Origin of the sequence: Enterococcus sp. AZ095b (genome assembly GCF_051714725.1) — a bacterium.
Classification (GTDB): Bacteria; Bacillota; Bacilli; order Lactobacillales; family Enterococcaceae; genus Enterococcus_B; species Enterococcus_B pernyi.
This window is the reverse complement of the sequence record NZ_JBIOSL010000001.1, coordinates 1,473,602-1,486,125: the sequence shown is the minus strand read 5'-3', so window position 1 is coordinate 1,486,125 and position 12,524 is coordinate 1,473,602. Positions and strand designations below refer to the sequence as shown.

Genomic DNA, 12,524 nt, shown 5'->3' with positions numbered 1-12,524 from the left:
TCACTCTCCCTGTAAGATGTAGCCGACATTACGCAACGTTTTGATTTCTTTATCCAAGCCGGTCTCTCGAAGATGTTTTCTAAGATTGCTCATATAAACTTCAACGACAGTGATCGTCGTGTCAGAATCAAAGCCCCAGATACGGTCGAAAATCTGCTCTTTCGTCAAGATGATCCCTTTATTTTGCAAGAAATAAACAAGCAACTCAAATTCTTTTCCTTGAATCGGAAGTAGTTGTTTCTTGTATTCGACGGTATTTTGTTGCAAATCACAGATGATTCCTTGATACTCCAACGTATGTTCACTGAAGAGTCCGAGTGAACGTTTCAATAATGCTTTGATCCGCATCAGTAATTCTTCACGATAAAATGGTTTGGTCAAATAGTCATCCGCACCACGTTCAAATCCTTCAATTTTGTCTTCTAAACCATCTTTTGCGGTCAAGATCAGTACCGGCGTCAAGATGTTCTTTTTCCGAAGATGCGCTAATACTTCATATCCATTCATTTCAGGGATCATCAAATCAAGAACTGCTAGATCATAAACACCAGATTCCAATTCATATAAGCCTTCGCTGCCATCATAGACTTGGGTCACTTCACCGATTTCAGAAATGATCTCTTTGATATTATCCGACAATACGTGATCATCTTCGACCACTAATAATTTAATCATACATTCCACCTCTATTGCTTTCACCATATAAGTTAATTTTACCATGATTAGCATAAACAAAACTTAAATTTCGGATTAAGTTCCGTTTAAGCTAACCTTTGTATGATAGATGACATCACTTGATACGACAGGAGGAAAAAAATGAAATTAAAAAATGTATTCCAACGCAAAGAAACAAAATATCTGATCCCAACGGCACAGTTCCATTCTTTTTTAAAAGACTTGAAAAAACAGATGCAGATCGACGAATATGGGCTGCATACTATTTTATCCTTGTACTTTGATACACCAGACGATCGTTTCATTACCAATTCTATGACGAAACCAAAATACAAAGAAAAATTCAGAGTAAGAAGCTATGGCATATCGCAGGAGACATCAATGGTCTTTCTAGAAATAAAAAAGAAGGTCAACGGAATTGTCTATAAAAGAAGAATGCCACTCACTTATGCTGAGTATCTGCAATGGCTTGATCAAAAATATTTTCTCAAGAATGAAGCCGAACAAATCCCACAGGAAGTGAATTGGTTGTTCAAAAGAAATCCAGATTTGTCGCCTAAAACAATGATCATTTATGAACGAATTTCACTATTTGGCACGTCAGATCCAGATTTTCGTGTGACGTTTGATCAGAACATCCGTTTTCGCAGTACCAATTTGGATCTATCAATCACAGGGAAAGAAACTTTGGTTGCTCCTGAGATTGGCATACTGATGGAAGTGAAAGCGCTAGGGGCGTATCCCTTGTGGTTTGTGGAGCTGTTGAACGATTATCAGCTAAGAAAAGGGAGCTTTTCAAAATACGCAGAAACGTATCAGCGACATTTATTCATTCAGACAAAGGAGAGAAAGAACCATGCTATCTAGTTTAATCGAATCAGGGACAACCATTCAACCTAAAGAATTATTGATTTGTATCGCCACTTCATTAGTTTTAGGGTTATTAGTTGCAATTATCCATATGCAACGTAACATCTATACGAAAAGTTTTGTTGTTACCGTCGCTGTTTTGCCGATACTAGTTCAATCAGTCATCATGTTGGTCAATGGCAATCTTGGAACAGGCTTGGCGGTCGTCGGTGCCTTCAGTCTGATTCGCTTTCGTTCGGTTGCCGGTGGTTCAAGAGAAATCACTAGTATTTTTTGGTCGATGGGTATCGGGATTGCCACAGGGATGGGCTACGTTACATACGTGGTGATATTCTCAGCTATCGTCGCACTCTTTTTACTACTGCTTTATCTTTCACCTTTTGCCAATCAGAATAATGTAGCCGAGCGAGAATTGAAGGTAACGATTCCAGAAGATTTGGACTACCCTGAACTGTTTACCGATATTTTTGAGAAGTATACGTATACGCATCATCTCAGTTCTGTGCGAACAACGACAATGGGGAGCTTGTACGAGTTACGCTATATTCTTCTCTTGAAAAATCAACAGCAGGAAAAAGAAATCATTGATCAAATACGTGTTCGCAATGGTAATTTACCAGTCGTACTCGGTAAAGTAACCACGAATCGTGATGAATTATAAAGGAGAAACTCGCATGAAAAAATTCTATTCATTAATCGCTACCAGCCTCTTATTAACAGCCTGTTCCTCAGCAAATTCAGCTTCTTCGGGTAAGACTAGCACAGAGGAAACAGATACAAGTACAGTGACAAATCTCTCGACAGATACGACATCTACGGAATCAGAAACGACGTTCGATAATTATGAGACAGAAGATCTAACAACTAGCTATGAGGAAAGTTCCGCTGTCGACATCCAATTAGGGGAGAAGACAGAAGTGACAGGAGAAGGTGTCGAAGTTTCTGATAAACAAGTAACGATCACGCAAGGAGGGACTTATGTTCTCAGCGGAACATTGACTAATGGGCAATTGATCGTGAACGTGCCGAAAGAAGAAAACGTCCACCTGATTTTCAACGGTGTAACGATCACCAACTCTAACGGACCGGCTGTTGATATCCAACAAACAGAAAAAGCGATAGTGACTTTAGCAGACAACACTGAAAATCACTTAGCTGATGGAAAGACATATACACTTACTGAAAATGAGACTGAGCCAGATGCCACATTGTACAGCAAAGAAGATTTGACGATCAATGGTACTGGCGCATTGACTGTCGATGGCAATTATAGTAACGGGATTCGTAGCAAAGATGACTTAGTCTTGATCTCTGGAACCTATAAGATCAATGCAAAAAATAACGGATTGAAAGGAAAAGATGCGGTATCGGTCAAAGGTGGAAGCTATCAGATCACCACCGAAGAAGGGGATGGCATCCAAGCAAATGGAACAGAGGACGAGACAAAAGGTGCTGTTGCGATCGACGGCGGGACTTTCAATATAAACAGTGGAAGAGACGGCATCCAAGCAGAAACATCCATCCGTAGCCAAGGAGCAGAAATCACGATCCAGACGGCCGACGGAGCCGATAGCACGAACTTAGATACAAATGAAAGTTACAAAGGCCTAAAAGCCGGGAGTAATGTGTTGATCAGTAGCGGAAACTATACCATCAATAGCGCCGATGACAGTATCCATACCAATAACAGTGCGGAAATAACAGGCGGGACACTCACATTAAGCTCTGGAGATGATGGGATTCATACAGACAACGAATTGACCTTCAATGGCGGCACAATTGACATCCAGCAATCCTATGAAGGAATTGAATCAGCAGTCATCACCTTCAATGACGGAGAGATACATGTTACTGCTAGTGATGACGGGATCAATGCTGGTGGTGGCAGTGACACAGAAACGACCACTGGACAGTTTGGCGCTGACAGCTTTGGTGGTCCACCGGATGAGGCGGATGAGAGCAAAGAAGTCACGATCAATGATGGGACAATCTACGTTGATTCAAAAGGCGACGGTTTAGACAGCAACGGGAACATTGAGATGTCTGGCGGTACGATGCTGATTGACGGCCCCGTAAATGGTGGTAATGGTGCATTGGATTATGGTGGGACATTTACTCTAACAGGCGGGACATTTGTCGCTGCTGGTTCAAGTGGGATGGCGCAAACCGTCAGTGATAGTTCTACTCAAGCGACAGTAGCGATCAGCTATGACACTGTTCAACAAGCAGATACACTCATGAGTTTGCAAACAACCGCAGGGGAAGCAGTGATTGCGTATCAACCTGCTAAAAATTATCAAACAATCGTAGTCTCGTCACCACAGCTTGCAGTTGGGGAAACGTATACGATTGCTACCGGTGGCACGACTCAAGCTGAACTTACGAATGGCTTTAGTGAACAACTATCAATCAGTGATGCAGAAGATTTAGGCACGTTCAGCTTCGCAGATACGTCAATGACGATTTCTCAATCTGGGGAAGAAGTTTCCTTTGGTCAAATGGGGCCAGGAGGTTTTTAGTTCCATCACCGAAGAGAACGAAGGATAGTGATCCCAAGAATAGCGTGCGAACAAGCGCCATTTTTGGGATCATTTTTTTGTTCATCACTACTTTCGTAACAGATTGCAAACGCTTGTGTCACATAGAATATGGCTATCTAGTGTGTTTTTTTCTTAAAAATACTAATATTATGAACGAATTTATCAGACGAAGCAATTGACTTATTGGATGCACAAGCGCTATACTTTTATCCAGTGACACTTTGTCACTCATGAAGAAATCGAAATGGAGGAATCAAAAAAATGTTTTTAGCGATAAAAGAAATGCGCTATGCCAAACTACGCTATGGGCTGATTATTGGAATCATGTTCTTGATCGCTTATGTTGTGTTTATGTTAACTGGTTTAGCAAGTGGACTCTCCGAAGAGTTCAAAAAAGCAATTGTTGACTGGCAAGCACAAGAAATCGTGCTATCAGAAGATGCCAATAAAGTCTTTGCTGCCTCTCAATTGACGAGAGAAGATCTGGATCAAGTAGACGCAAAAGACAAAGCGCCTATTGGCTTATTCAGCGGAGCAGTCAAAGCAGAAGAAAAGGAAAATATCACTGTATTTGGGACGACACGCGATGCGTTCTTATTGCCTGATTTATTAGAAGGCGAGATGTTCAAACAAAAAAATGAAATCATTATTTCCAAAAATATGGCAGATCTAGGTTTTTCGATTGGCAAAAAAATCAAAATCGGTAGCTATGATGAAGAACTAACAATCGTTGGGATCTTCCCTGAAACTTATTACACGGTGGGGCCGGTCGTTTATACAGACCTTGATACATGGACACAGTTGAAATTTGGCGATCAGCCTTTTGCTTCGGATGAGAAGAAGCCGATCAATGCCATTGTCACGAAACAAGCTGCCACTATCCAATCGGATGGGGCATCAAAAACATTACAAAAATTGTCGATTGACGACTTTATTCAAAGTCTCCCAGGTTATTCTGCACAAAACATGACATTGAATGCGATGATTTATTTCTTGTTTGTCGTTGTTGCAGCAGTTGTAGGCATCTTTATGTATGTGATCACCTTACAAAAAACAGCGATTTTCGGTGTGATGAAAGCACAAGGGATCAGAAATTCATTTATCGCCCGTTCCTTACTAGCACAAGCATTCATCGTAGGAGTGGTTGGTGTAGCATTCGCAGTAGGGCTTGCTTTCTTGACTAGTTTGATCTTACCGACTGCCATGCCTTTCGCGATCATGTGGCCTCAGTGGCTTTTATATAGTGGGATATTGATACTCGTAGCAATGATCGGTGGGCTATTCTCCATTCGGACAGTCGCTAAAGTTGATCCAGTTATTGCGATAGGAGGGTAATAGAAAAATGAAAGAAATCTTGACAATGAAAAATATCGTCAAAAAATTCGGCAACGGCCGAACAGAAGTGACTGCACTAAAAGAAATCAATTTTTCAGTGAAACAAGGAGAATTTGTCAGCATCATCGGCCCTTCTGGTTCAGGGAAAAGTACATTTTTAACCATCTCTGGTGGTCTTCAAACACCTACTTCAGGTGAAATTCACATTAACGGTCATTCGTTTTCTGAATTAAATGAAAAAAAACGAGCAGACTTACGCTTTAAAGAAATTGGCTTCATTTTACAAAGTTCAAATTTGATCCCTTTCCTAAAAGTCAAAGAACAGTTTTACTTAGTCGATCGTGTCGCTAAGAAAAAAGCAGGGGATGAGCGAATCGACGAATTGCTGAAATCATTGGATATCTATGAGTTAAAAGACAGTTATCCAAAAGATTTATCTGGTGGAGAAAGACAACGAGTAGCGATCGCAAGAGCATTATTCAATGACCCAAGCTTGATTTTAGCGGATGAACCCACAGCAAGCTTAGATACGGATCATGCCTATGAAGTTGTCAAATTGTTAGTCAAGGAAGCCCATGAGAAGCAAAAAGCGACCGTCATGGTCACGCATGATTCTCGGATGATCCAGTGGAGCGACCGTGTCTATCGCATGGAAGACGGCTATTTAAAAGAACAAGCTAAAGCTTAAGCAGTAAGGAGAGTGTTTATGCCAAAAGAAACATTTTTCAATATTTCCAAAGAAAAACAGCAATGGATCTTAGAGATTTTATTAGATACATTTTATGATCAGCACATCAGCCAAGTCAAAGTTTCAGAAATCGTTGAAGCAATGGGGATGTCTCGTGGTGCATTTTACAAATATTTTCAGGATTTAGAAGATGCGTATACGTTTACTGTCCGAAACTATTCCAATCAAGTCCATGGAGATATCATCGCTTCGATCAATCGAAATCGAGATCATTTTTTCTTAGGAATCGAAGAATATCTCGCCTGGTGTGGACAGCTAAGTAAAGATAGTTCTTATTGGCGATCCATCAAATTACTCACACGTGCAAACGATCTAGGTTCAGCGAAGCGTTCAAATGATCAAGGTGACACATCGATGGTTGAACAATGGCTTGATTTGTTAAAAATCAACCAGATCGTCATGGCTACGACAGAAGAAGCCATCAGCTTTTTATATTTCGTGATGGCTCTTGTCATGAATTCTTTGACAGATTATATGATCAACCAATGGACAGCTGAAGAACTAGTAGAGGATTTCCGCTATAAAGTCAAATGGCTAGAGATAGGGGTAAAGAGTAAGGCTAATAGTTAGACAAGTCTATAAATAAAAAGAAGCATCTACTTCCGCATCATTCTTTGTAATTGGGAGTAGGCGCTTCTTTTTTATACAATACCTGAATAACCATGATTAAAGCTTGATGGTAAACATCTGGAGCATTGATCATCTCAAGTCAAGACAACTTTTATCCCCACCTCATCGAAAAAAATAGGTTTTCTATTGACTTGGAGTTTACTCCAGAGACTATACTAAATAATGAAGATACATATACAAACCAACAGGAGGTCTTTAAATGAAAAAACTTTATCTCATGCGTCATGGTCAAACCTTGTTCAATCAATTAGGGAAAATCCAAGGGGCTTGTGACTCTCCATTGACAGAAGCTGGGATCAGACAAGCAGAGGTGGCAAGAGACTATTTTGAAACCAATCAAATCACCTTTGATGCGTATTATTCATCCACACAAGAACGAGCTTCTGATACGCTAGAAATCATTATCGGGGAAAAAGAATATCAGCGATGTAAAGGGTTAAAAGAATGGAACTTTGGCCGATTTGAGGGAGAAAGTGAAGCATTGAATCCTAAACGACCAGTTGGCGAAACTTCCTATGGTGATTCATTTGTTCCTTATGGCGGTGAGTCGGCAAAAGAACTCCAACAAAGAATGAACACGACCTTGATCGACATCATGGAAAAAGAGCACCAAAGCGTGTTAGCAGTTAGCCATGGTGGTGCCATGTATTTATTCATTCAAAAATGGTTGCCTTATGAGCAAGTGGCCAAGATAAAATTTTCAAATTGTTGTATTTTAGAATTCGAGTATAGCGATCGTCAATTTTCATTCATCAATTTTAAGTTTTTTTGATGAATGAAGTTTTATACGCCCATACTAATAGCCCAAAGACGAAACGAAGGATTCAGTCTTTGGGCTATTATTTTGTTACTATAACGCTTACTTCTTGTATTCCTTTAACAATCCTTTTTGGATCAGCTCTTGTTTTTCTTTCAAATTCAATAAATTTTCTTGGTAGTTTTGCGTATACATCAAGGAGTATAAGGTATTCAAGACATAGTCGAAGGCAATTTGAGAAGAGAATGTAGCAACTTTCGCAAAATCATACTCTTCTTGAGACACGACCAACCGCATGGCTGCTTTCTTTGCCATTTCAGACTGTTCATTTCCTGTGATCAATAAACTAGGTGCGCCAATATGTGCTAGATAGGTAAGAATACGTTCGTAATGATGGATGCGTCCACTATAGCTAATAAAAATCCCGCAGTCATTTTCCGTCAAATTAGCCGCATTCCAGGACGAATCGCTATATTCTTCGGCTAAGATCAAGAACTTATTTAGTTTAACTAATTTATTTTGGAATTTCCGAGCAGTTGTTTGCGAATCACCTTTTGCAAATAAGAAAATGCGCTCTGCTTTGTTTAAAACAGTCGCGATGGTTTCTAACGATTGATCTTCCATTTGAAATTGCGCTTTTTTGATAGCTTGAATGGATAGATCTGCCATTTTTTTGGCAATCATCTTCGCATCATCATCAACGGTAAAAGGAAAATTAGGATCGATGACTTGATTGAACTGAGCAACCAGTTGGTGGACTTCTCGTCCTAATTCAAAGCGAAATTCTTTAAATCCGCTATAGCCGATTTTTTTACAGAATCGGATAATGGCGGAATGGGAGGTATAGGTCTCCTTTGCCAGCTCTTCAATCGTCATATAAACTGCTGCTTCCAAATTCATCCGCAGATAATCGGCGATCCGTTTTTCATTTGTAGTAAATGTTTCTTGTTGGGTTAATTTTTCTTCGATAAGCATCCATCACACACCTCCAAATCTATCTTACTGAATAACTAGAAAAATAACCACTTCTTTTTACAGTAGTCTAAGATTGAACATCTTTTTCAAAAATATCGACATTCTTTCAATTTCTTTGAACATTTCTACCAAAAAAACTAGAGTCGGCTTTCTTTTACCTATTGTGCGCTATACTCAAGAAAAGAAATCATTCGAAAGTAGGAGGAAACGACATGTTAACAATCGCATATTTAGGTAATGGTAAAAGTACCAATCGCTATCATTTACCCTTCTCAAGAAGGCTACCAGACAAAATCAACGTCAAAAAAATCTACTCTCCATCAGCACCAATTTGGGAAACTTTTGATGAGATCGAATATACCGATCAATTGTCTGATCTGTGGAATGATCCTGAAATCCAATTAGTAGTCATCACGACACCAAGCCAATTTCATGCAGAATACGCCAAACTTGCTTTGGAAAATGGCAAGAACGTGTTAGTCGAAAAACCTTTTGCAGAAACTTCAAAAGAAGCAAAAGAATTATTCGATTTAGCAGCGGAAAAAGGACTATTTATCCAATGTTATCAAAATCGCCGCTTTGATTCGGACTTTTTGACTGTCCAAAAAGTGATCGAAAGTGGAAAGCTTGGTGATATTTTAGAAGTGGAAATGCACTATGACTACTTCCGTCCAGAAATCCCAGAGGGTACAAAGGAATTTTCAGTTGCCAACAGCTACTTATATGGCCATGCTTGTCATACAGTGGATCAGGTCCTTTCTTATTTTGGTGAACCAGATGATATCCATTACGATGTCCGTCAATTACTAGGAACCGGCCGAATGAATGATTACTTTGACTTAGACTTTTACTACGGTCGAATGAAAGTTTCGATCAAATCAAGTTATTTCCGTATCAAAGAACGTCCTAGTTTTGTTGCCTATGGCAAAAAAGGGATGTTTGTCAAACAAACAAAAGACCGACAAGAAGAACACTTGAAAATGTTCTATATGCCTGAAAACGCGGACTTCGGGATTGATCAACCGGAACACTATGGTGTATTGACCTATATTGATAAAGAAGGAACTTATCATGAAGAGAAAGTTGTTTCTGAAGTCGGAGATTATCGCCGAGTGTACGAAGGAATCTACGAAACGTTGATCAATGGTGCAGAAAAAATCGTAAAAGATGAAGAAACGTTATTACAAATGAAAATATTAGAAACAGGTATCCAACAGATTGAAGAAGCAAAAACTGCATTTGAAAATTAAGGATATTGTTACATCCAAAAGGGGATACTCTTTTTCCAAGTAATGAAAGAATCGAGCCGTAAATCCAAAGGATGATTTACGGTTTTTTCGTTTATCCTGCCCACTGATTCACACAATGCAACAACAAATTCTCAAAGAGCAAATGCTAAATTTTCATTCGCCTTTTGTTTGATTTTCTGTTACTATTTAGTAAACAGTAAACAAGAGGTGAGTAAATGGCATCTATACGTGATATCGCAAAAATCGCTGGGGTTTCAGCAGCGAGTGTTTCCCGTATCCTGAATGAAGATCCCACATTTAGCATCAACGAACAAACGAGGATACGTGTGATTGAAATTGCCAATCAATTAAATTATTCTGTTGATAAAAATAAACGCGGCAGTCGAAGTTTAGGAGATGAAATGACGATTGCCTTGATCGTTCGACATCAAGAAGAAGCAGAATTAGATGATCCCTATTTTCGCAAAATCCGTGGTGGCATTGAAAAAGAAGCAGCAAAGTGGCGTTTTCGCACGATCCGTGCTTTCCATATGAGAGATGCCCATAAAGAATGGAAAGAGTTAGCGAAATATGGTGCAGTGATCATGATCAGTGAAATGACGATTGAAGCAACGAAAAAAATCGCTACAATCAATCCCAACTTGATCTTGGTGGATAATTACTCGAACTCTGAGGAATTTGATTGTATCCAAACCGACTTCCAACAAAAAACCGTTGAAGTATTAGAAGTTCTCTATAAGAAAGGCCATCGAAACATCGCATTTATCGGTGGATACAGCAGTCAAGTAGCTGAAAACGGTGAAGTTCATAAAAACAAAGAAGAGATCCGAGCGGAATCTTACCTTAAATGGATGAAATTAAATGGCCTGCCACATTATGCCAACACCTATCAAGGAAACTGGAAACCTGAAGATGGCCTTCGTTTAGGCAAAGAGTTATTGGCGCAATCCTCACCGCCCACAGCAGTTATCGTCGCCAGTGATCCGATGGCAGTAGGTGTCTATAAAGCAATCAGTGAAGCAAATAAAAAAATCCCTGATGATATTGCTGTCGTGAGCTTTGATGATATCGAAATGGCTCAATTCATGACACCAAGCTTATCAAGTATCAAGGCAAATCCGGAAGAAATGGGGCGTTTAGCTGTACGCTTAGCGAAGGAACGCATGTTAAAAGAACGAACGATGCCGATTCGTGTGATCTGTCACAGTGAACTCGTCTTACGAGATTCCATCGGACAGGACAGTCCGCTTTTAGATTAACTCATTTTGCACATTTAACCCTTGAAAAAGTTCGAGAATCTCTCTTTCTCGAACTTTTTTTGTGTTCTCTCTTGTGTAAACATTAAGTAAACAATTATACTCACCAAGTAAACGTTTGCACATATTAAATAAAAGGAGTTATCCCACATGAAATTTGTCGATAAATTAGCTGAAAAAATGGTGCCCGCTGCAACGCTGATCGCAAATAATAAATATCTACTCAGTCTCCGAGATGGTTTTATGATGGCTTTTCCCGCAACAATGTTTGCTTCCATCATGATCATTATCCAAAATTTGCCAACAACATTTGGCTTCGCTACTTTTCTGCCAGAAGCATTCAATACCTTTTTAAATGAGTTCTTTGGTCCTGTTGGCAATGCGACAATGAGTATTTCTGCACTTTTTATTGTATTTGGGATTGGTTATCAATTGGCTGGGCACTACAAACAACCACAAATCTTTGCTGGTGCCATTTCACTTTCTTGTTTCATCATGCTGTTACCGTTTGGGAGCGATGAAACCATGGGTACGTTTATTCCTTTATCGAAGCTAGGCGCTGAAGGGATGTTCGTGGGTATCTTGACAGCGATCGTCGCTACAGAAATCTATAGCCGGATCAGTCGCTCAGGGTTTACGATCAAAATGCCAGAATCTGTACCGCCGATGATTGCTGAATCTTTTGTGGCCATCATCCCTGGAGCTGCTCCTTTGTTTTTATTCAACATCATCCGCTATCTATTTACTTTTACCACCTGGGGAAATGCAGTCGATTTCGTTTATCAGATGTTGCAACAACCTTTGATGGGACTTGGCGGAACTTTACCAGCTGTATTGATCGCTGTTTTCTTTACGCAACTTTTCTGGTGGTTCGGTATCCATGGCACGTTAGTCATCAATGCAGTGATTGATCCAATCATGGGTGCTTTAGCCATCGAAAACTTTGAAGCATATAAAAATGGCGTTGAGCAGTTGCCACATATCATCAATACGACCTTTATGGGGGTGTTCGTCAATCAAGGAATGCAACTTGGTATTTCGATCACGATGGCGTTCTTTATTGCTCGCTCCATCCGAATGAAGAAAACGATGAAAACGATCATGGCGCCAGCGATCTTTAATGTATCAGAACCAATGACTTTTGGACTGCCCGTCGTGCTGAACCCTATAGCATTCATCCCTTGGATTCTAGCGCCACTAGCTTCTACCACGATTTCATACTTTGCGATTTACTTCGGCTTCGTTCCCCGTCCAATCGGGGCAACGGTTGTCTGGACGACGCCGATTTTACTGTCAGGGTGGTTAGGAACTGGTTCGATCACCGGCGCACTTTTACAAATCGTAACAGTAGTTGTGATGACACTGATCTGGGTGCCTTTCTTAGTTGCAATGGACCGTGAATATTTGAAGGAAGAACGCCAACAAGTGAAACAAGAAAAAGAAAACCAACTGATGGATGGAAAAATCACCATAGAAGAACAGTAGGGA

Annotated in this window: 12 protein-coding genes; 10 read left to right on the top strand and 2 right to left on the bottom strand. The window is 40.0% G+C overall.

The window, feature by feature from the left end:
- Nucleotides 1-675 carry a response regulator transcription factor gene (locus IGJ99_RS07125; RefSeq protein WP_010735458.1) on the bottom strand — a complete coding sequence of 225 codons (675 nt, stop codon included), beginning with the start codon at nucleotides 673-675 and terminating at the stop codon, nucleotides 1-3.
- Nucleotides 676-816: 141 nt separating this feature from the next.
- On the opposite strand from IGJ99_RS07125, the gene IGJ99_RS07120 reads away from it, so the two are divergent.
- From IGJ99_RS07120 to IGJ99_RS07090, 7 genes are all read left to right on the top strand, one after another.
- Entirely contained in the window at nucleotides 817-1,542 is a 726-nt protein-coding gene (locus IGJ99_RS07120; protein WP_023519668.1) for a polyphosphate polymerase domain-containing protein, read from the top strand.
- Entirely contained in the window at nucleotides 1,532-2,206 is a 675-nt protein-coding gene (locus IGJ99_RS07115; protein ID WP_438748035.1) for a DUF4956 domain-containing protein, read from the top strand. Before IGJ99_RS07120 ends, IGJ99_RS07115 begins: the two co-directional genes overlap by 11 nt.
- A gap of 13 nt (nucleotides 2,207-2,219) precedes the next feature.
- On the top strand, nucleotides 2,220-4,064 hold the full coding sequence (locus IGJ99_RS07110) for a carbohydrate-binding domain-containing protein (protein ID WP_438770715.1): 1,845 nt from the start codon (nucleotides 2,220-2,222) through the stop codon (nucleotides 4,062-4,064).
- 282 nt (nucleotides 4,065-4,346) lie between these two features.
- Nucleotides 4,347-5,420 (top strand): ABC transporter permease, encoded by a 1,074-nt coding sequence (locus IGJ99_RS07105; RefSeq protein ID WP_010735463.1) that lies wholly within the window; start codon nucleotides 4,347-4,349, stop codon nucleotides 5,418-5,420.
- A gap of 7 nt (nucleotides 5,421-5,427) precedes the next feature.
- Nucleotides 5,428-6,108 (top strand): ABC transporter ATP-binding protein, encoded by a 681-nt coding sequence (locus IGJ99_RS07100; protein ID WP_010735464.1) that lies wholly within the window; start codon nucleotides 5,428-5,430, stop codon nucleotides 6,106-6,108.
- Nucleotides 6,109-6,126: 18 nt separating this feature from the next.
- Nucleotides 6,127-6,738 carry a TetR family transcriptional regulator gene (locus IGJ99_RS07095; protein WP_010735465.1) on the top strand — a complete coding sequence of 204 codons (612 nt, stop codon included), beginning with the start codon at nucleotides 6,127-6,129 and terminating at the stop codon, nucleotides 6,736-6,738.
- A gap of 259 nt (nucleotides 6,739-6,997) precedes the next feature.
- Nucleotides 6,998-7,570 (top strand): histidine phosphatase family protein, encoded by a 573-nt coding sequence (locus IGJ99_RS07090; RefSeq protein ID WP_438748029.1) that lies wholly within the window; start codon nucleotides 6,998-7,000, stop codon nucleotides 7,568-7,570.
- Nucleotides 7,571-7,657: 87 nt separating this feature from the next.
- Here IGJ99_RS07090 and IGJ99_RS07085 read toward each other — a convergent pair whose 3' ends face one another.
- Nucleotides 7,658-8,530, bottom strand: coding sequence for a MurR/RpiR family transcriptional regulator (locus IGJ99_RS07085; RefSeq protein ID WP_010735467.1), 873 nt, complete (start codon nucleotides 8,528-8,530; stop codon nucleotides 7,658-7,660).
- A gap of 212 nt (nucleotides 8,531-8,742) precedes the next feature.
- Between IGJ99_RS07085 and IGJ99_RS07080 the strand changes: the two genes are divergently transcribed.
- The 3 genes from IGJ99_RS07080 to IGJ99_RS07070 all read left to right on the top strand — a co-directional run bounded on the left by IGJ99_RS07080 (nucleotide 8,743) and on the right by IGJ99_RS07070 (nucleotide 12,521).
- Entirely contained in the window at nucleotides 8,743-9,780 is a 1,038-nt protein-coding gene (locus IGJ99_RS07080; RefSeq protein WP_010735468.1) for a Gfo/Idh/MocA family oxidoreductase, read from the top strand.
- Between the two features lie 215 nt (nucleotides 9,781-9,995).
- Complete coding sequence (locus tag IGJ99_RS07075) at nucleotides 9,996-11,039, top strand: LacI family DNA-binding transcriptional regulator (protein ID WP_023519663.1); 1,044 nt, start codon at nucleotides 9,996-9,998, stop codon at nucleotides 11,037-11,039.
- Between the two features lie 147 nt (nucleotides 11,040-11,186).
- Nucleotides 11,187-12,521 (top strand): PTS sugar transporter subunit IIC, encoded by a 1,335-nt coding sequence (locus tag IGJ99_RS07070; protein ID WP_010735470.1) that lies wholly within the window; start codon nucleotides 11,187-11,189, stop codon nucleotides 12,519-12,521.
- Nucleotides 12,522-12,524: the final 3 nt, after the last annotated feature.

Excerpts from the sequence above, each read along its gene's own strand:
- IGJ99_RS07125 (WP_010735458.1), bottom strand. The coding sequence starts at position 675 with ATGATTAAATTATTAGTGGTCGAAGATGATCACGTATTGTCGGATAAT.
- IGJ99_RS07120 (WP_023519668.1), top strand. The coding sequence starts at position 817 with ATGAAATTAAAAAATGTATTCCAACGCAAAGAAACAAAATATCTGATC.
- IGJ99_RS07115 (WP_438748035.1), top strand. The coding sequence starts at position 1,532 with ATGCTATCTAGTTTAATCGAATCAGGGACAACCATTCAACCTAAAGAA.
- IGJ99_RS07110 (WP_438770715.1), top strand. The coding sequence starts at position 2,220 with ATGAAAAAATTCTATTCATTAATCGCTACCAGCCTCTTATTAACAGCC.
- IGJ99_RS07105 (WP_010735463.1), top strand. The coding sequence starts at position 4,347 with ATGTTTTTAGCGATAAAAGAAATGCGCTATGCCAAACTACGCTATGGG.
- IGJ99_RS07100 (WP_010735464.1), top strand. The coding sequence starts at position 5,428 with ATGAAAGAAATCTTGACAATGAAAAATATCGTCAAAAAATTCGGCAAC.
- IGJ99_RS07095 (WP_010735465.1), top strand. The coding sequence starts at position 6,127 with ATGCCAAAAGAAACATTTTTCAATATTTCCAAAGAAAAACAGCAATGG.
- IGJ99_RS07090 (WP_438748029.1), top strand. The coding sequence starts at position 6,998 with ATGAAAAAACTTTATCTCATGCGTCATGGTCAAACCTTGTTCAATCAA.
- IGJ99_RS07085 (WP_010735467.1), bottom strand. The coding sequence starts at position 8,530 with ATGCTTATCGAAGAAAAATTAACCCAACAAGAAACATTTACTACAAAT.
- IGJ99_RS07080 (WP_010735468.1), top strand. The coding sequence starts at position 8,743 with ATGTTAACAATCGCATATTTAGGTAATGGTAAAAGTACCAATCGCTAT.
- IGJ99_RS07075 (WP_023519663.1), top strand. The coding sequence starts at position 9,996 with ATGGCATCTATACGTGATATCGCAAAAATCGCTGGGGTTTCAGCAGCG.
- IGJ99_RS07070 (WP_010735470.1), top strand. The coding sequence starts at position 11,187 with ATGAAATTTGTCGATAAATTAGCTGAAAAAATGGTGCCCGCTGCAACG.